Raw genomic sequence first — 17,663 nt, forward strand, 5'->3', positions numbered from 1 at the left:
CATGCCCACCGCCATCGAAGAGAGCGAAGCCGACGCGCCCGCCACGCGCGGGCGTTCGCGCAAGTACACGCAGGTGCTCGGCCTGATCAACCAGGCGGCCATCGAGGTGTTCGCCAGCGAAGGGCTGGCCGGCGCGTCGACGCAGGCCATCGCCGACAAGGCCGGGCTGTCGAAGGCGCAGCTGCACTACTACATCGACAGCAAGGAGGCGTTGTACCGGCAGGTGCTGCAGGACATCCTGACCGACTGGATCGTGGTGTTCGGCTTCAGCGACGAGGCCTTCGGCCCGCGCAAGGTGCTGGGCGACCTGATTCACCGCAAGATGGTGTTTTCGTTCGAGCACCCGTTGCGCTCGCGCATCTTCACGGCCGAGATGATGCGCGGCGCGCCGGTCGTCAACGACATGATGGACACGAGCAAGCAGCGCACCGACCAGGCCGCCGCCGTGATCCGCAACTGGATGAACCAGGGCCTGATGGACACCGCCGACCCGATGCTGGTGCTGTTCCACATCTGGGCCGTGACGCAGTTCTACGCCGACCACGCCACGCAGGCCGCGTACTACCGCGACGCGGCCCGCCAGGGCGACGACAAGGACCGGCGCTACCTGATCGAGCAGGTGACCGAGTTCCTGCTGAAGGGTGCCGGGGTCAAGTAACCGCGCCTTCTCAGCGCTGCGGCAAATACATCGTGGCTTCGACCTCGACCAGCACCTCGTCCCCCGGCAGGAAGCGCGACACCTCGACCACCGTGCTCACCGGCGGCTCGCCCGGATAGAACAGGCCGCGCACGCGGTTGTAGAACGCGTAGTGCGGCAGGTGGCGAAAGTACTGCACCAGCTTCACCACGTCTTCCATCGTGCCGCCGTGCTCCGCGGCGATGTGGCGGATGCGCTCCAGCACGAACCAGCTCTGCGCCACGATGGGCGCCTCGAACACGTCGACCGACATCTGGCCCGTGGCGTAGCCCACGCCCTGCAGCGCGGTGCGCGCGGCTTCGGGAATGGCGTCGTAGCCGGCGACGGCGCGGCGCGTGGCCGGGTCGAAGGCGACCACGCCGCTCATGAAGACGAAATCGCCGACGCGCTTGGCGGCGGCGTAGTTGGCCATTGGCTTGCCCATGCTCATGGGGTGTTCTCCGGATTCAGTTCAAGGTGTCTGGGGCACGAGCACACGGCCTGCGCGGATGACGGTGCGTTGCCGTCCGCGCGGGCCGATGAGTTCGTGTTCGTCGGTGGCCGCCAGCACCAGCAGGTCCGCCGGGCAGCCCGGCGCAAGGCGCCCGTCCCATGCGAGCCCCAGCGCCTTGGCGGGGCTCACGGTGATGGCGTCGAGCCAGTCGGAGGCCGGGGCCAGGTGCGCCATCTGCACACCGAGGCCGAAGGTCTCCAGCAGGTCGTAGCTGCCGTAGGGATAGAAGGCGTCCTGCACGTTGTCGGTTGCCAGGCTCGCACGCAAGCCCCGTGCCGCCGCTTCGCGGATGCGCGTGATGCCGCGCGGCACCGGCGTGCCGTTCCATGCGCCCTGCAGGTAGAGGTTGGTGGTGGGCAGCGCGACCAGGTGCAGGCCCGCGCCGGCGCACAGCGCAAGTGTTTCGTGGGCGACCGCATCGTCCTGCACCGACAGCGAGCAGCAATGGCCGCAGACCACGCCGTGGCGAAAGTCGCGCGCACGCACCAGCTGCGCGATGCTGCGCAGGCCGCCGGCCTCCACGTCGAGGCCTTCGTCCACGTGAAAGTCCAGGCCCAGGCCGTGCTGCTGCGCCAGTTCGAACACGCGCCCCAGCTTGTGCACGATGCCGTCGTTGCGGTAGACGAACGCGCCGAGCGTGCCGCCCGCGCGCTTCACCTCGCGCGCGATGCGCTCGCCCGCCGCCAGGTCCGCGAACAGGTCGAGCGGCGTGAGCGACACGAACTGCAACTCGACGCGGCCGCGCCATTCCTCGCGCAGCGCCTCGAACTCGGCCAGCGCGGCCGGTGGTTCGGCCTGCACCCAGTCGAGGTGCGTGCGCAGCGCGCGCGTGCCCGAGTGCCACGCGTCGTGCAGCGCGCGTTCCATGCGCAGGCGCAGCGACGCGCCGGTCCAGCTGTCGCGGTGCTTGTTCATGCGCTCGATGGCCGCGAACAGATTGCCCTGCGCCGCGCCCACGTCCTGCACGGTGTAGTTCTTGTCGATGTGCGCGTGGGCTTCGACCAGCGCGCTCAGCAACGTGCCGCGGGCTTGCTGCCGTTGCGCGCTCGGCGCGATGGATTCGACGGTGCCGCCAGCCAGCGTGACATCGAACAGCTGCGCGTCGCCAGCGTCGAAGCCGCGCAGCGGCGTGGGGATGCGCAGCGCCTCCAGCCTCATGCGCGCTGCGATCCGCGCAGTTCCTGCGCGCGCAGCCAGCCCAGCCCGGCCGACGTGCCGCCGGGCTCGGCGCCGCGCCGGGGCCGGTACTCGCAACCGACCCAGCCCTGCCAGCCGCACTGCGCCGACACCTCGTCAAGCACGTCGAACAGGTAGGGGTAGTTCTGCTCGCCGAGGTCGGGCTCGTGCCGGTCGGGCACGCCCGCGATCTGGATGTGGCCGACGCGGCCGGTGGGCAGGTACTGGCGGATCTTCATCGCCACGTCGCCCTCGACGATCTGGCAGTGGTACAGGTCCATCTGCACCTTGAGGTTGGGCGCGCCGACCGCTTCGACGATCTCGTGCGCATGGTCTTGCCGGTTGAGAAAGAAGCCCGGAATGTCGCGCGTGTTGATCGGCTCGATGAGCACGTCGCGCCCGGCCTTGGCGGCTTCCTGCGCGGCCCAGCGCAGGTTGTCGAGGTACACCGGCTGCAGCGCGTCGCGCGCCAGGCCTTCGGGCACGAGGCCGGCCATGACGTGGATGCGCGGGCAGTCGAGTGCCACGGCGTAGTCGATGGCTTTGGCGATGCCTTCGCGGAACTCGGCGTCGCGCCCCGGCAGGCAGGCCAGGCCGCGCTCGCCGGCGTTCCAGTCGCCGGGCGGGCCGTTGAACAGCACCTGCTGCAGGCCGTTGTGCCGCAACCGCGCCAGGATCTCGTCCTTCGCGAAGTCGTACGGAAAGAGGTACTCCACGGCCTTGAAGCCGTCTTTCGCGGCGGCATCGAAGCGGTCGAGGAAGGCGAGCTCCGGGTAGAGCATCGAGAGGTTGGCGGCGAATTGGGGCATGGGGTGTTTGTACTACCAGCGTGCGCCGAAGGTGCGGCGCAGTTCATCGATCTGGTCGGCGTTCAGGGGCACGGGTTTCGAGGCCTGCGTGAGCACCTGGAGCCGGGCGGTTTCCTCGAGTTCCTCGAGCACGGACATGGCGGCGGCGGGCGTGTCGTGCCACACGTTGGGGCCCAGGCGCGTGAGCATCACGGCGCGGATGGGCGTGCCGGCGTTTCCAAGGCGTTCGATGGCCTGCGCCACCTGTTCGGCCGCTTCGGGTGCGCCGGGGCGGTGGTACGCAATGACGGGCACGTGGCCGACCTTCATGACGAAGTAAGGCGTGAGTGCGGGCAGCAGTTCGTCGCCGGGCTCGTTCAGCGTGAGCGCCACGCAGTGGGTGCTGTGCGTGTGGATGACGCAGGCGGTGTTCGCGTCGAACCTGCGCGCGGCGGTGTAGATGCGCATGTGCAGCGCGATGGTCTTGCTGGCGCGGTCGCCTGATGTCTGCTGGCCTTGCGCGTCGAGCTTTGCGAGGCGCGCGGGGTCGAGGAAACCCAGGCAGGCATCGGTCGGGGTGATGAGGAAGCCGTCGTCCAGCCGCACGCTGATGTTGCCTGCCGTCGCGTGCACGTAGCCGCGCTCGTAAAGGCTGCGGCCGACTCGGCAGATTTCTTCTCGGGCTTGGGTTTCGTTCATGTCGTCTTTTTGCTTGGGCTGTGTTGCTGTTCGGGACGGGTGCACAGGCCGCCGGGTACGCCCCTCCGCGAATGTCCCCCGTCGGCGTGATCGCGCCCTGAAACCGCGAACGTCATTCAAGCACCGCGAACGCCTTGGTAAAAAAATCGTCGCTGCCGAAGTTGCCGGACTTCAGCGCAATGTGCAAGCCCGCCTCCGGTGCGGCAGGAGAACGTGCATGGCACCACGGCACACCGGGGTCTATCTGCGGGCCGATCTGCATCTGCGCGATGCCCAGTGCCTGCACACACGCACCCGAGGTTTCGCCGCCGGCCACCACCAACTGGTGCACGCCGCGCTCGACCAGCCCGCGTGCGATGGCGGCGATGGTGCGCTCGACCATCGCGCCGGCTTCCTCCACGCCCAGTCGGCCCTGCACCGATTTCACGGCACCGGCTTCGGCGGTGGAGTAGACGAGAACCGACCCCTTTTCGATCAGCGGTGCGGCCCATGACAACACTTCTGCTGCAACGTCCGCACCCTGCGCAATGCGCAACGGGTCGATGGCCATGGCCGCACCGCCGCGCTGGATGAAGTCGAGCACCTGGCGGTTGGTGGCGAGCGAGCAGCTGCCCGAGACCACCGCCGCTCTGCCGCCGGCCTTCGGCAACGCGCTGGCCTGCGACGACGGCGCAAGGCCGAAGTTGGCCGGCAGGCCGATGGCCACGCCCGAGCCCGCGGTGAGCAACGGCAACTTCGCGAGCGCGGGGCCCATGCGCAGCAGGTCGTCGTTCGACACCGCATCGACGATGGCGATCGACACGCCCTCGGCCTTCAACTGGGCGATGCGCGCGTCGATGGCCTCGGCGCCGCGCGCGACCACCGTGTGGTCGACCAGCCCCACCTTGCGCGTGCACTGCGCCTGCAGCACCCGCACCAGGTTCGGGTCGGTCATCGGCGTGAGCGGGTGGTTCTGCATGCCGCTCTCGCTGAGCAACACATCGCCCACGAACAGGTAACCCTTGAACACCGTGCGCTTGTTGTCGGGGAAGGCGGGCGTGGCGATGGTGAAGTCGCACTGCAGCGCGTCCATCAGCGCCTCGGTGACGGGGCCGATGTTGCCTTGCGGCGTGCTGTCGAAGGTGGAGCAGTACTTGAAGTAGACCTGCCGCGCGCCCTGCGCCTGCAGCCAGCGCAGCGCGTCGAGCGACTGCGCGACGGCCTCGGCCGGCGCGATGGTGCGCGACTTGAGCGCGACCACCACCGCATCGACGTCGGCGTCCAGCGGGCCTTCGGGCACGCCGATGGTCTGCACCACGCGCATGCCCGCGCGCACGAGGTTGTTGGCCAGGTCGGTGGCGCCGGTGAAATCGTCGGCGATGCAGCCGAGCATCAACTTGGTCATGGCTCAGTTCTCGGTGGCGACAGACAGCGTGACTGCCTGCGGGTTCTCGCGCACGTAGTCGCGCAGGATGGCGTCGAAGCTCGCATCGGCCTTCAGGCCCAGCGCCTCGGCGCGCGCGGCGTGGATGCGGCTGGGCCAGCTGGTCACGATCTTCGCGATGCCGGCATCGGGCTCCCAGTCGATCAGGCCGGTGGCGTCCTTGCCGGCGATGCGTTCGAGCGCCTGCGCCATCTCGCGCACGGTGGTCGTCAGCGCGGGCAGGTTGATGGCGGTGCGCGCGCCCCATTCGGCAGCGCCGGCCGTGGCCGCGCGGACCAGGCCGGCGACCGTGTTGCCCGGTGAGGCCAGCGCCACGGGCGTGTCTGGCGACACCGGGCAGCGCGCGCGAACGCCTGCCAGCGGCTCGCGCAGCATGCCGCTCAAAAAGCTCGATGCCGCACCGTTGGGCTTGCCCGGGCGCACCGACACCGTCATGAGCCGCACGTTGCGGCCCTGCACGAAGCCCTTGCGCGTGAAGTCGGCCACCAGCTGCTCGCCGATGAACTTCTGGATGCCGTAGCTGTTCTGCGGCGTCGGCAGCGTGGTGTCTTCGATGACCGTGGGCAGGCGCTGCTCGGAGGAGTCGCCGAAGACCGCGACCGAGCTGGAGAACACGAACACCGGGGCATGGCCGGCGTGGCGCGCGGCTTCGAGCAGGCCGCGCGTGGCGTCCAGGTTGCTGCGCATGCCGAGGTCGAAGTCGGCTTCGCACTCGCCGCTGACGGCGGCGGCCAGGTGGAACACGAGCTGCGTCTCGGCCAGGGGCAGCGCGCCGGCGGCCAGTTGCGCCAGCAGGTCGCCCTGCACGAACTGCACGCGCGCATCGCCCGCCAGGTCGGCGGGCGGCGGCACGCGGTCGGCCAGGGTGATGCGCGTGACGGGCTGGGCAGCCGCGCCGGCCAGTGCGAGCGGGCCGCCCGCGAGCAGCGTGCGGGCGAGGCGGGCGCCTAGGAAGCCGCAGCCGCCGGTGATCAGAACGTTCATGGGGTGTCTTCCTTTTTCAGACTTACTTTTCAACCTTCTTCGCGGCGGGCAACTCGATGCCCGGGAAGATCTTGATGACCGCGCTGTCGTCCTCGCGCGCATGGCCCGCGCTGGAGGCCTGCATGAACATCTGGTGCGCGGTGGACGACAGCGGCAGCGGGAACTTGGTGGCGCGCGCCACGTCGAGCACCAGCCCCAGGTCCTTCACGAAGATGTCGACCGCCGACAGCGGCGTGTAGTCGCCCGCCAGCACATGCGCCATGCGGTTCTCGAACATCCAGCTGTTGCCCGCGCTGTGCGTGATCACCTCGTACAGCGCCGCAGGGTCCACGCCCTCGCGCAGGCCCAGCGCCATCGCCTCGGCGGCCGCGGCGATGTGCACGCCGGCCAGCAGCTGGTTGATGACCTTCACCTTGCTGCCCGCGCCCGCGCTGTCGCCCAGGCGGTAGACCTTGGCGGCCATCGCGTCGAGCATCGCGCCCGCCTTCGCGTAGGCGGCGGGCGTGCCGGCGGTCATCATGGTCATCTGGCCGCTCGCGGCCTTGGCGGCGCCGCCGGAGATGGGCGCGTCGAGGTACAGGAGGCCGAGCTTCGCCAGGCGCGCCTCCAGCGCCACCGACCAGTTCGGGTCGACCGTGGAGCACATCACGAACAGGCTGCCGGGCTTCATCGACGCGGCGCAGCCGGGCACCGTGCCGTCGCCGAACAGCACCGACTCGGTCTGCGCCGCGTTGACGACCACCGAGACCACGATGTCGCACTGCGCGCCGAGCGCGGCCAGCGTGTCGCAGGCCGTGCCGCCGTCGCGCGCGAAGGCTTGCGCCACCTCGCGGCGCACGTCGAACACATGCGGCGCGTGCCCCGCGCGGCGCAGCGATTGCGCCATGCCGGCGCCCATGGCGCCGAGGCCGACAAGGCCGACGACGGGGGAAGTTGTAGAGGTCATGGCGTGGCTTTCCTTGAGAGGGTGTCCAGCGTAGGCCGCAATGCCCTGCGCTTCAATTTGTCAGGTCATCATACAAATTCATGCCGCCGGGGCCGATCCGTTCCAACCCGCACCCGGGGCGAGCGCAAGGGCTCAGTGGCGTGCCGGCCAGCCTTCGACCAAGGGCCGCGCGAGCTGAGCGCCCTCCTGCTGCCAGAACGCCGGGTCGGCCTGCTCGATGCGGCGGATCGCGTTGTCCATGTGGGTCTTGGCCGCCTCGCGCGCGCGCGCCGCGTCGCCCGCGTCGATGGCCTCGACGATCAGCGCGTGCTCTTGCGCCACCTGGGCGGCGAAGTCGGCGCGGCGCGCCTCGTTGGCGCGCGTCACGCGCGTGGCGCCGTGCAGGAACTGCCGCAGGTACTGCAGCGTGCCGAGCAGGAAAGGGTTGCGCGCGGCCTCGGCGATGGCGGTGTGAAAGCGCACGTCTTCATCGGCCCCGTTGCCACCGGCCTCCACCGCTGCCTTGAGCGCCTTGATGGCTTCACGGATGCGGCGCAGGTCGGCCTTGGTGCGCCGCTCGGCGGCCAGCGCGGCCACTTCGGTCTCGAGCGCGCGGCGCAGCTCGACCATCTGGACGACCGCTTCGCGCGAGGCCACGTGCGGCATCTCGAAGCGCAGCGGCTCGACGCCGGCCGCGCGCACGTACACGCCGCTGCCCTGGCGCGAGTCGACCAGCTCGAGCGACTTGAGCCTGGAAACCGCTTCGCGCACCACGGTGCGGCTGACGCCGAACTGCGCGGCCAGTGCGGTCTCGGTGGGCAGCCGGTCGCCTTCGGACAGCCGCCCGCTGCGCACCTCGGCGGCCAGCGCATCGGCCACCTGGTCGGCCAGGCGGACGGTGGGGGCAACGGACTGGAAGCGGGCGGTCATGGGCGTGGTGCGGCGGTGGGCTGCGACTCTAACCGAGGGACGTGCGACCCCCACCAAGCTTGCAAAGAGACCCGAGGAATGACTTTCGGCGCACTTTCAACGGCGCGTTCATCAGGCCGCACGCAACAAGCTGTTTGCCGCCTCTATCCTCACGCGCCGTGATTCCCAACTTCAACCACTCGCACGTGTTGCCGCCTTTCGAAGGCGAGCGAATGACCAGCGCGCACAGCTCGCCCTATGCGGTGGCAGCCAGCGAACTCGTACAGCGCTTTGCAATCAATTCACAACGCAGCCTCGTGCTCGACGGGCTGCTACGCTACCGGGCCGCGCTGCACGAAGCGGGTTTCATGGGCGGCTTTCAATGGCTCGATGGCAGTTTTGTCGAGAATGTGGAGGCGCGAGAGAATCGCCCTCCCAGGGATATCGACGTGGTGACCTTCGCCCACCCTCCTGCCGGAATGAGCAAGGCGCAGATCAATCGGATGATGGACACCCGGCCCGAGTTGTTCGATCTGGATCGATGCAAAAAGGAATTCCATTGCGACACCAGCCTTGTCAATCTCACCACTGCGCCGGAATGGCTCGTGCTGCAGACACGTTATTGGTACGGTTTGTATTCCCATCGTCGAGGAGACGCGCTGTGGAAAGGCATGCTGCAACTGCCGCTGGAGTCGGACGATCGCGTCGCCCGAGCGATGCTTGACGCATTGACGCATTGACGCACCAAGGAGAACCGGATGTTGGCTCAACTTGAGAAGCAGTTCCTGCAGGCAGACCTGGCACAAGCACGCCAGTTGCTTGCCGACGGTCGAGCGCAAGACGACCCGATCGCAGAACGCCAATATGGCCAGCGCGTGGTGCGTCTCGAAAGAGAACTCGCTGAACTGTCGCAAGCCAGCGCACACGCACCCGTTGGAGTCGCCTTGTTTTTTGGCGGGCGGCCGGTCATGGGCTCGCACGGCATCAAGGCAGCGTTCGGTACCCAAGCCGTCGGCAAATTCCAGAAGCTGGTCAGCCAGCGCTACGCTGCGGCCGAAACCGGTCCCCTGTCTTCCCGCGGCCGTGTCCCACTGAGCGACGACACGCAACTGCTGGTCACGGACGTCGTGCGCGGATCATTCGGCTTCGTTCTGCAAGGCAGTGAACCCGTATCCGGCGATGGGGTGCTGAAGGAAGTCGTCGATCAAGTCGCCGACACGTTGTCACGCATGGCCGCCGCGGACGACGCGCTGTTCGACGAGGCTTCGGCCGATGTCGACAACCGGCAACTCGGCGCTTTGAGGGAGTTCTTCAAACTGCTCGACGACGAAGGCGCCAGTCTTCGCGTGGTCGAAGGTGATCGTGATTTCGAACTGACGACGCAGGCCGTGCAACGCGCGCGCCAACGCACAGAGGCGATGACGATCGAAGAGCGAGCCGAAACATTGCAGGGAGAGATCATCGGCTGGGCCGAGCATTCGTCACGCTTCGAGTTGCGCCAGCACGCGGATCGAAGCGTTGTCACCGGCACGGTGTCGCATGCAGCCATGGAGCGTTCGCTCGATAGCGGGCTTGCCCCCCTTCATCTGCACGTGCGTGCCCAGCTCAAGGTGCGCGAAGCCCGGTTGCGCAACCGGGCGCCGCGCCGCACCTTTGCGCTGCAGTCGCTCGAGGTCATCGATGCGCCGCTGGATTGGCCGATTCGCCCCGCCCAGCAGTCGATCTAGGCCGCAGCCCCCAGCGCGTACCGAGCCGCCCGCGCAATGCTCGCCGCATCCACCCCGAAGAACCCGCGCAGCGCCGCCCGCGTGTCGCTGCGCCCGAAGCCGTCGGTGCCCAGCGTGAGGTAGCGCCGGCCCTCGGGCAGGAAGGCGCGCACGCTCTCGGGCACGGCGCGCACGTAGTCCGTGGCTGCGACGATCGGGCCCTGGCCCTTGCCGAGCTGCTGCGCGACGAACGCAACACCGGCGCCGTCACCCTCCCCCGCCACCGCCCGCTGCTCGCACGCCACGCCGTCGCGCGCCAGTTCGCTCCAGCTCGTGACGCTGAACACCTCGGCCTCGATGCCTTCGTCGGCCAGCAGCTGCGCGGCCTTGACGACCTCGGTGAGGATGGCGCCCGAGCCCATCAGCGTGACCTTCTGCTTTGCCTTGCCTGAAGCTGGCGAATGCACGCCGAAGCGATAGCAGCCGCGCAGGATGTCGCCTTCCGCACCCGCGGGCACGTCGGGCTGCGCGTAGTTCTCGTTCATGAGCGTGACGTAATAGAAAACGTCTTTCTGCTCGACCATCATCTCGCGGATGCCCGCGTCGACGATCACCGCCATCTCGCCCGCATAGGCCGGGTCGTAGGCCTTGCAGTTGGGGATGGTCGCGGCCACCAGGTGGCTGCTGCCGTCCTGGTGCTGCAGGCCTTCGCCGCCGAGCGTGGTGCGGCCCGAGGTGGCGCCCAGCAGGAAGCCGCGCGCGCGCTGGTCGGCGGCAGCCCAGATCGCATCGCCCACGCGCTGGAAGCCGAACATCGAGTAGTAGATGTAGAACGGCAGCATCGCCAGGCCGTGCACGCTGTAGCTGGTGGCTGCGGCCGTCCAGCTCGCGATGGCGCCGGCCTCGCTGATGCCCTCTTCCAGGATCTGCCCGTCGGTGGCTTCGCGGTAGCTCAGCACCGAGCCGATGTCTTCGGGTGCATAGCGCTGGCCCACGCTCGAATAGATGCCCACCTGCTTGAACAGGTTGGCCATGCCGAAGGTGCGCGCCTCGTCGGCCACGATGGGCACGATGCGCGGGCCCAGGGCCTTGTCTTTCAGCAGGTTGCCCAGCATGCGCACGAAGGCCATGGTGGTGCTCATTTCCTTGCCGGCCGCAGCGGTGGCGAACTGCGCGTAGCTCGCGATGTCGGGCTTGGGCACCACGTCGCACGCGGTCTCGCGGCGCGGCATGGCGCCGCCGAGCGACTCGCGGTGCTGGCGCAGGTAGCGCATCTCGGCACTGTCTTCGGCGGGGCGGTAGAAGTCCATGCCGGTGGCCTGCGCGTCGGTCAGCGGCAGGTTGAAGCGGTCGCGAAATTCGATGAGGTCCACGTCGCCCATCTTCTTGTGCGAGTGCGTGGTCATCTTGCCCTGCGCGGCGCTGCCCATGCCGTAGCCCTTCTTGGTATGGGCGAGGATCACCGTGGGCTGGCCCTTGTGCCTGGCCGCTGCGGCGTAGGCGGCGTGGATCTTCACAAGGTCGTGGCCGCCGCGCTTCAGGCGGTCGATCTGCTCGTCGGTCATGCCTTCGGCCAGGCGCGCGAGTTCGGGGTTCTGGCCGAAGAAGTTGTCGCGGTTGAAGCGGCCGTCCTTCGCGGCGAAGGTCTGCATCTGGCCGTCGACGGTTTCGGCGAACACGCGCGCCAGCGCACCGCTCACGTCCTGCGCGAACAAGCCGTCCCAGTCGCTGCCCCACACGAGCTTGACGACGTTCCAGCCCGCGCCGGCAAAGAGCTTTTCGAGCTCGTCGATGATGCGGCCGTTGCCGCGCACCGGGCCGTCCAGGCGCTGCAGGTTGCAGTTGACGACCCACACGAGGTTGTCGAGCTTCTCGCGCGCGGCGAGCGTCAACGCGCTCATCGATTCGGGCTCGTCCATCTCGCCGTCGCCGAACACGCCCCACACTTTCCGGCCCTCGCAGTTCAGCAAGTTGCGGTGCGTGAGGTAGCGCATGAAGCGCGCGTGGTAGATCGAGCTGATGGGGCCGATGCCCATCGAGCCGGTGGGGAACTGCCAGAAGTCCGGCATCAGGTACGGATGCGGGTAGCTGCTCAGGCCGCGCGCGCCGCTGCCTTGCGTGAAGGCGGGGGCGGTGAGCTCCTGGCGGTAGTGCTTCAGGTCTTCTTCGCTCAGGCGCCCTTCGAGGTACGCGCGGGCATACACGCCCGGCGCACTGTGCGGCTGGAAGAACACCAGGTCGCCGCGGTGCTGCGCGCTGCGCGCATGAAAGAAATGGTTGAAGCCGGTTTCGAACAGGTCGGCCGCGCTGGCGTAGCTGGCGATGTGGCCGCCGAGTTCACCGTAGGCCTGGTTGGCCTTGGCGACCATGGCGAGCGCGTTCCAGCGCATCAGGGAGGCGAGCTTTTCTTCGAGCGCAAGGTCGCCCGGGAACGGCGGCTGGTCTTCCACCGCGATGGTGTTGACGTACGGCGTGGCCAGCTCGGGCTGCCAGCCGATGCGCTGCTGGCGCGCCAGGCGGGCCAGCTCGACCAGCATCTGCCGGGCCCGCTGCGGGCCCTGGGTTTGCGCCAGCGCCAGGAAGGCGTCGCGCCATTCGGCGGTTTCCGTGGGGTCGGGGTCGTGCGACAGCGGGGTCTGTGCTGTGTCGAGCAGCAGGGCGCGCATCTGGTCGGGCGAGATCGGGGCGTTCATACCGGCACTTTAGGCCGCACCCCGAAGAATTAGCTACTGGCGCAGGCAATTTCATGCGAGCGTCGCAGCATAAAATTTTTCAAACACTATTGGAGACAGCATTTCATGCAACTGGACGCCATCGACTTGCGCATCCTCGACGAGCTGCAGCGCGACGGCGCGCTGTCCAACGTGGAGCTCGCGCGCCGCGTGCACCTGTCCCCCTCGCCCTGCCTGTCGCGTGTGAAGGCACTCGAAACCGGCGGCGTCATCGACCGCTACGTGGCGCTGGCGAACCCGAAGGCGCTGGGCCTGGGTTTGAACGTGTTCATCTCGATCAGCCTGCGCACGCAAAGCAAGCAGTCGCTGGCCGACTTCGAGCAGCGCATCGCCGAGCACGACGAGGTGATGGAGTGCTACCTGATGACGGGCGACCGCGACTACCTGATTCGCATCGCGGTGGCCGACATGGCGGCGCTGGAGAAATTCATCATGGAACAGCTCACGCCGATTCCAGGCATCGAAAAGATCCGCTCCAGCTTTGCACTGAAGCAGGTCAGATACAAAACGGCGCTGCCGTTGCCGGCAGCGCCGTCCTGAATCAACCGACGCTCGGTCGTTCGACGCTTACAGGCCGATCAGGCCGCCGTCGTTCTTCGTGATCACCACGGTCGCCGAGCGCGGGCGGGCGTTGCCGCCTTCCGGCCAGTGGCTGAGGAACTTGGCCGGCGTGCCGATGTCGGCCTTCGGCGTGTTCTCGCCCGGGTGCTGGATGTTCACGAACAGCGCGCGGCCGTCACCCGATTCGGCGATGCCGGTGATCTCGCAGTCCACCGGCCCCACCAGGAAGCGGCGCAGGCCGTCGGTGCCCGGTGCCTTGCCGACGAAGGTGGGCTGCTGGGCCGCAGTGGCGCCGTTGAAGTTGGTGATGGTCCTGGCCCCACCGTCGCCGACCTTGCCCGGCAGGGCCGCCAGCAGCATGCAGTTGGTCACGTCGGTGTACTTGCCGTCGTCGGTCTCCAGCCAGAGCAGGCCGGGCGCGGCCTGGCTGAACCACATGCCGTCGGGGCTGGAGAAGTCGTTGTCGGCGCCCAGCGCAGACACATTCACGTCGGCCGATGCGGTCGAGCGCGCGCCGAACAGGTACACATCCCAGGTGAAGGTGACAGCCGCCGGGTTGCTGCCGGCATCGGCGAAGCGCACGATGTGGCCGTTCGGGTTGCCCGTCTGCGAGGTCGTGCCCTTGGGGTCGTTGTAGTAACGCGGGTTGGCAGCGTCGGTGCCGCTGATCGTGCGGGCCGCGTTGTTGGTCAGCGTGAGGTACACCTCGCCGTTCTTGGGGTTCACGGCCGTCCACTCGGGGCGGTCCATCTTGGTGGCGCCTGCGGCGTCGGCCGCCAGGCGGGTGTGGATCAGCACTTCGGTCGCGTCGGCGAACGCATAGGCCGGGTTGGCCGCGGTGATGCCGTTGACGCCCAGCTTCAGCTCCAGCCAGTCGCCGGTGCCGTCGGCCTTGAACTTGGCGACGTAGAGCTTGCCGTCGTCCATGTACTTGTCGCCGGCCGCGATGCCGCCGCCGACGTCGGCCGCGTCCCAGGCCTTGGTGGAGACGAACTTGTACAGGTACTCGTTCTGCGAGTCGTCGCCCATGTACCAGACCAGCGGCTTGCCGGCCACGACCGGGCCGAGGCAGGCGCCTTCATGGCCGAAGCGGCCCAGCGCGGTGCGCTTCCTGGGCGTGCTGGCGGGCGTGAAGGGGTCGATCTCGACCACCCAGCCGTAGGTGTTGGCGCCGTTGCGGAAGTCGTCGGTGGCGGTGCCGCCCACGACGGTGACTTCGGTGTTCCAGCGGCCGTACAGGTTGTCGGCCGTATCGGGCGTGACGGTGGCCCACAGTTCGCGGCCGGCGCTGTTCACGCCGTAGCGGGAGAAGGACGCGCGTTCCTTGGCGGTGCGGTTGACGTCGTCGTTCGCGGCGATGCGGCGGAAGTAGCCGGCCCAGTTCTCCTCGCAAGTCAGGTAGGTGCCCCAGGGCGTGGTGCCGTTGGCGCAGTTGTTCAGCGTGCCGCGGGTCTTGCTGCCGTCGGTGGAGTACTTGGTTTTCAGCGCGTCGGTCTTGGCGGCCGGGCCCGAGAAGCTCATCTCGGTCAGGGTGTGGACGCGGCGGTTGAAGCTCGAGTCCTGCTTGTAGCTCCAGGCGGCGGCGGCCTTGTTGACCTCGATCACGCTCACGCCGTGCAGGTAGAACTCGCGCAGCACTTCGTCGGCGACCGTGCGCACGGCCGCATTGCCGGTGCCGGTGCTGGTCTGGCCCGTGGGGTGCAGGAACACCGGGGTGATGGCTTCGTGGTTCATGACCAGCAGGCCGCGCGAGGCGTTCACGGCGTCCCACTTGTTCGACGCGTTCATGCCGAAGAAGGTCATGCCGTCGTGGTGGTCGCCGGCGCGGCGGTCGTAGGTGGTCGCGTCGTCGGTGCCGTCGTTCTTGTAGGCGGCAACGCCCGAGGCGATCGGGTCGCCCAGGCGGTAGAGCACGCTGGCGGTGTAGCCGGCGGGCACCGCGACCACGTCGGCGAGGCTCTTGGCGACGGCATTGAAGCCGAGCTTCATCGGGGTGGGCGCGGGGGCAGGCTCCGGCGCGGGCGCCGGAGCGGGGGCCGGCGGCACGATCGGAAAGGCCGCAGCGCCGCCGCCGCCACCGCCGCAGGCCTGCAGCAGGGCCGTGCCGGCGGTACCCACACCCAGGCCGAACAGGCTGCGGCGGCTCAGGCGCGAGGCGATCAGGTCGGTGAACGAGGGGTTCGACGTCGGGTTGGTGCCGATGTCGTCGAGGTCGACCGAGAGATCGTCGGTGCGGGTGTTTGCGGTCATGCGCAATGTCTTTCTTCGTGGGTTGGAAAGGAAACCAGCCCGCGAAGTTAGGCACTTCGTATGACGACTCGATGAAACGTTCAGCTTCTCGTCAGGTTGTATTGATCTACCTGACGCGTCGGCGTGTCTATGGCGCAGGCAGTTGCCGCGGCCACAGCGCCCACAGGCGCAGCGGCTGGTTCACGCTGGCCGCCAGGCGCCCGGCGTCGGCGCCGGTGCCCGCGAAGTAGTCGGCGCGCACGGCGCCGAGGATGGCACTGCCGGTGTCCTGCGCCACCACCAGCTTCTGCAGCTGCGCCGCCGGCCCGTTGGACGCAAGCCACACCGGCGTGCCGTACGGGATGCTCTCGCGGTCGACCGCGATGGAGCGCCCGGCCGTCAGCGGCACGCCCTGCGCGCCGCGCGGGCCGAAGGCGGCATCGACCTCGCTCATGGTTTCCTCCCGGAAGAACACGTAGCGCGGGTTGCTCCACAGCAGCTGCGACACGCGCTGCGGGTTCTGCACGGCCCAGGCCTTGGTGTCGTCGGGCCACTTGCCGACCTTGCTCACGCCCTGGCCCATGAGCCACTGCTGCACGCTGCGGTAAGGCTGCTCGTTGGTGGCCGAGAAGGCCACGCGCACGGTGTGCTGGTAGCCGTTGGCCTCGGTGATGCGCAGGCGCCCCGAGCCCTGGATGTGCAGCATCAGCGCGTCGATGGGGTCGGCCATCCACGCGATCTCGCGCCCGCGCAGGGCGGCCTGCGCCTCGGGCAGGGTCTCGATTTCCTGGCGGCTGTACCAGGGGCGGCGCGGCACGAGGCCGTCGGGCGCCTGGTAGATCGGCACATTGAACGTGGCGCTCGGCAGACGCGAGGCCTCGTACACGGGCTCGTAGTAGCTGGTGAGCTTGCCTTCGGACTGGCCGTTGAGCGCCTCCACGCGGTAGGGCTGCAGCCGGTCGGTCATCCACTGGCGCTGCTCTTCGGGGGTGGCGATGGTGAGCTGGCGCACGTCGCGGCACAGCGGCGCGAAGGCGGCGTTGGGGCGCGTGCAATTGGCGATCAGCGCGATCCAGGCCTCGTGCAGCGGGTCTTCGCCGAAACCCGGCAGCTCCGCCCAGCCGACCGGCACCCAGCGGCTCTTGGGGTGCGTGAGCGACCCGGTGAGCGGACCGAGGTCGCGCGGCGGGGTGACGGCGGGAGGGCGGGTGGGCGCGTCGGGCGCGCGCGGGCCGGTGGAACAGGCCGCGAGCGTTGCTACGATCACAAGCCCGACCAGCCACTGGAGTCCATTTCTCATGGGTTTGATTCTGCTTGAAGCCCTCGCCGCGGGACTTGTGTTCATCTTGATCATCTGGTGGACCATGTTTTCCGGCCGCAAGAAGGGTGAATTGCACGACGAGGACAGCACCGACGCCGACCGCGACGCCACCGGGCCGAAGAATCCACCGCCGAAACCGTGAATTGCTTGTGTAGCCCGATGCCGCGGGACGGCGTCGGAGAAGCACCTCAATGCTATTACTTTAGTAGCAATCATCGCAGCATTCATGCGCGTTTGCGACTCTTTTCTTATTTTCCTTAGGGCTTTGAGGTCGTACGATCGCGTGCTCGCACGGCGCTAAGCTGCGCTCCGATCGACTCAACCTTGAAAGGGCAATGCCATGAAAAAATTCGTACTCGCCACCTGTGCCACCGCCGTCATCCTGTCCGGCTGCGCCGGCGGCATGAGCGACACCCAACGCAACACCGGCATCGGCGCCGGCATCGGTGCGCTGGGCGGCGCGGCGATCGGCTCGGCCACCGGCGGCAACCGCGGTGCCATCGGCACGGGCGCGGTGGTCGGCGCGGCAGCCGGCGCACTGGGCGGCTACCTGTGGTCGCAGCGCATGGAAAACCAGAAGCGCCAGATGGAAGCCGCCACGCAGGGCACCGGCATCGCCGTGACGCAAACGCAGAACAACGAGCTGAAGCTGCAGATTCCGAGCGACGTGTCCTTCGACGTGGGCCGCGCCAACATCAAGTCGAACTTCGCGCCCGTGCTCGACCAGTTCGCCAACGGCCTGCGCAACAACCCGAACGCCGAGGTGCGCATCATCGGCCACACCGACAGCACCGGCTCGGACGCCATCAACAACCCGCTGTCGGTCGACCGCGCGGCCAGCACGCGCGACTACCTGGTGACGCGCGGTGTGAACTCGGCGGCCTTCCGCATCGAAGGACGCGGCTCGCGCGAGCCGATTGCCGACAACAACAGCGACGCCGGCCGCGCACAGAACCGCCGCGTCGAGATCTACGTGGGCGAACGCGCGCCGCAGCGTTGAGCGGCGCGTGCCGCGCTGAG

17 protein-coding genes are annotated in these 17,663 nt (G+C 68.4%); 6 read left to right on the plus strand and 11 right to left on the minus strand.

Going from position 1 to position 17,663, the window contains the following annotated elements; all coding sequences use genetic code 11:
- Position 1 precedes the first annotated feature (1 nt).
- Positions 2–658 (plus strand): TetR family transcriptional regulator C-terminal domain-containing protein, encoded by a 657-nt coding sequence (locus ACSFA5_RS19140; RefSeq protein ID WP_435445615.1) that lies wholly within the window; start codon positions 2–4, stop codon positions 656–658.
- A gap of 10 nt (positions 659–668) precedes the next feature.
- Here ACSFA5_RS19140 and ACSFA5_RS19145 read toward each other — a convergent pair whose 3' ends face one another.
- The 8 genes from ACSFA5_RS19145 to ACSFA5_RS19180 form a co-directional block, all read right to left on the minus strand.
- Positions 669–1,127, minus strand: coding sequence for a RidA family protein (locus ACSFA5_RS19145; RefSeq protein WP_435445616.1), 459 nt, complete (start codon positions 1,125–1,127; stop codon positions 669–671).
- Positions 1,128–1,148: 21 nt separating this feature from the next.
- Complete coding sequence (locus tag ACSFA5_RS19150; RefSeq protein WP_435445617.1) at positions 1,149–2,348, minus strand: amidohydrolase family protein; 1,200 nt, start codon at positions 2,346–2,348, stop codon at positions 1,149–1,151.
- Positions 2,345–3,175, minus strand: coding sequence for a 2-oxo-tetronate isomerase (gene otnI, locus ACSFA5_RS19155; protein WP_435445618.1), 831 nt, complete (start codon positions 3,173–3,175; stop codon positions 2,345–2,347). The genes ACSFA5_RS19150 and otnI overlap by 4 nt, the downstream gene beginning before the upstream one ends.
- A gap of 12 nt (positions 3,176–3,187) precedes the next feature.
- Positions 3,188–3,853: a class II aldolase/adducin family protein gene (locus ACSFA5_RS19160; protein WP_435445619.1), complete on the minus strand. Its 666-nt coding sequence runs from the start codon at positions 3,851–3,853 to the stop codon at positions 3,188–3,190.
- A 112-nt stretch (positions 3,854–3,965) separates the two neighbouring features.
- Complete coding sequence (gene otnK, locus ACSFA5_RS19165) at positions 3,966–5,237, minus strand: 3-oxo-tetronate kinase (protein ID WP_435445620.1); 1,272 nt, start codon at positions 5,235–5,237, stop codon at positions 3,966–3,968.
- Between the two features lie 3 nt (positions 5,238–5,240).
- Positions 5,241–6,260: a D-erythronate dehydrogenase gene (denD, locus tag ACSFA5_RS19170; RefSeq protein ID WP_435445621.1), complete on the minus strand. Its 1,020-nt coding sequence runs from the start codon at positions 6,258–6,260 to the stop codon at positions 5,241–5,243.
- A 22-nt stretch (positions 6,261–6,282) separates the two neighbouring features.
- Positions 6,283–7,206, minus strand: coding sequence for an L-threonate dehydrogenase (ltnD, locus tag ACSFA5_RS19175; protein WP_435445622.1), 924 nt, complete (start codon positions 7,204–7,206; stop codon positions 6,283–6,285).
- A 132-nt stretch (positions 7,207–7,338) separates the two neighbouring features.
- Positions 7,339–8,115, minus strand: a complete 777-nt coding sequence (locus tag ACSFA5_RS19180; protein ID WP_435445623.1) for a FadR/GntR family transcriptional regulator — start codon at positions 8,113–8,115, stop codon at positions 7,339–7,341.
- Between the two features lie 158 nt (positions 8,116–8,273).
- Between ACSFA5_RS19180 and ACSFA5_RS19185 the strand changes: the two genes are divergently transcribed.
- Entirely contained in the window at positions 8,274–8,834 is a 561-nt protein-coding gene (locus ACSFA5_RS19185) for a DUF6932 family protein (protein WP_435445624.1), read from the plus strand.
- Between the two features lie 18 nt (positions 8,835–8,852).
- Positions 8,853–9,821, plus strand: a complete 969-nt coding sequence (locus tag ACSFA5_RS19190) for a hypothetical protein (protein WP_435445625.1) — start codon at positions 8,853–8,855, stop codon at positions 9,819–9,821.
- Here the strand turns inward: ACSFA5_RS19190 and mdeB are convergent.
- Positions 9,818–12,493, minus strand: coding sequence for an alpha-ketoglutarate dehydrogenase (mdeB, locus tag ACSFA5_RS19195; RefSeq protein WP_435445626.1), 2,676 nt, complete (start codon positions 12,491–12,493; stop codon positions 9,818–9,820). The two genes, ACSFA5_RS19190 and mdeB, sit on opposite strands and share 4 nt — an antisense overlap.
- Before the next feature lie 105 nt (positions 12,494–12,598).
- On the opposite strand from mdeB, the gene ACSFA5_RS19200 reads away from it, so the two are divergent.
- Positions 12,599–13,072: an Lrp/AsnC family transcriptional regulator gene (locus ACSFA5_RS19200; RefSeq protein ID WP_435445627.1), complete on the plus strand. Its 474-nt coding sequence runs from the start codon at positions 12,599–12,601 to the stop codon at positions 13,070–13,072.
- A gap of 27 nt (positions 13,073–13,099) precedes the next feature.
- On the opposite strand, the gene ACSFA5_RS19205 is transcribed toward ACSFA5_RS19200, so the two are convergent.
- Both ACSFA5_RS19205 and mltA read right to left on the minus strand, forming a co-directional pair.
- A complete protein-coding gene (locus ACSFA5_RS19205; RefSeq protein WP_435445628.1) occupies positions 13,100–15,343 on the minus strand; it encodes a PhoX family protein in 2,244 nt (747 codons plus the stop codon).
- A gap of 127 nt (positions 15,344–15,470) precedes the next feature.
- Positions 15,471–16,622, minus strand: coding sequence for a murein transglycosylase A (mltA, locus tag ACSFA5_RS19210; RefSeq protein ID WP_435445629.1), 1,152 nt, complete (start codon positions 16,620–16,622; stop codon positions 15,471–15,473).
- Between mltA and ACSFA5_RS19215 the strand changes: the two genes are divergently transcribed.
- Positions 16,621–16,785, plus strand: a complete 165-nt coding sequence (locus ACSFA5_RS19215) for a hypothetical protein (protein ID WP_435445630.1) — start codon at positions 16,621–16,623, stop codon at positions 16,783–16,785. The genes mltA and ACSFA5_RS19215 overlap by 2 nt on opposite strands.
- Before the next feature lie 198 nt (positions 16,786–16,983).
- Entirely contained in the window at positions 16,984–17,643 is a 660-nt protein-coding gene (locus tag ACSFA5_RS19220) for a YiaD family glycine zipper/OmpA-like lipoprotein (protein WP_435445631.1), read from the plus strand.
- The last annotated feature ends 20 nt before the right edge of the window (positions 17,644–17,663 follow it).

The sequence above is a fragment of the Variovorax monticola genome, assembly GCF_051216855.1.
Lineage (GTDB): Bacteria > Pseudomonadota > Gammaproteobacteria > Burkholderiales > Burkholderiaceae_C > Variovorax.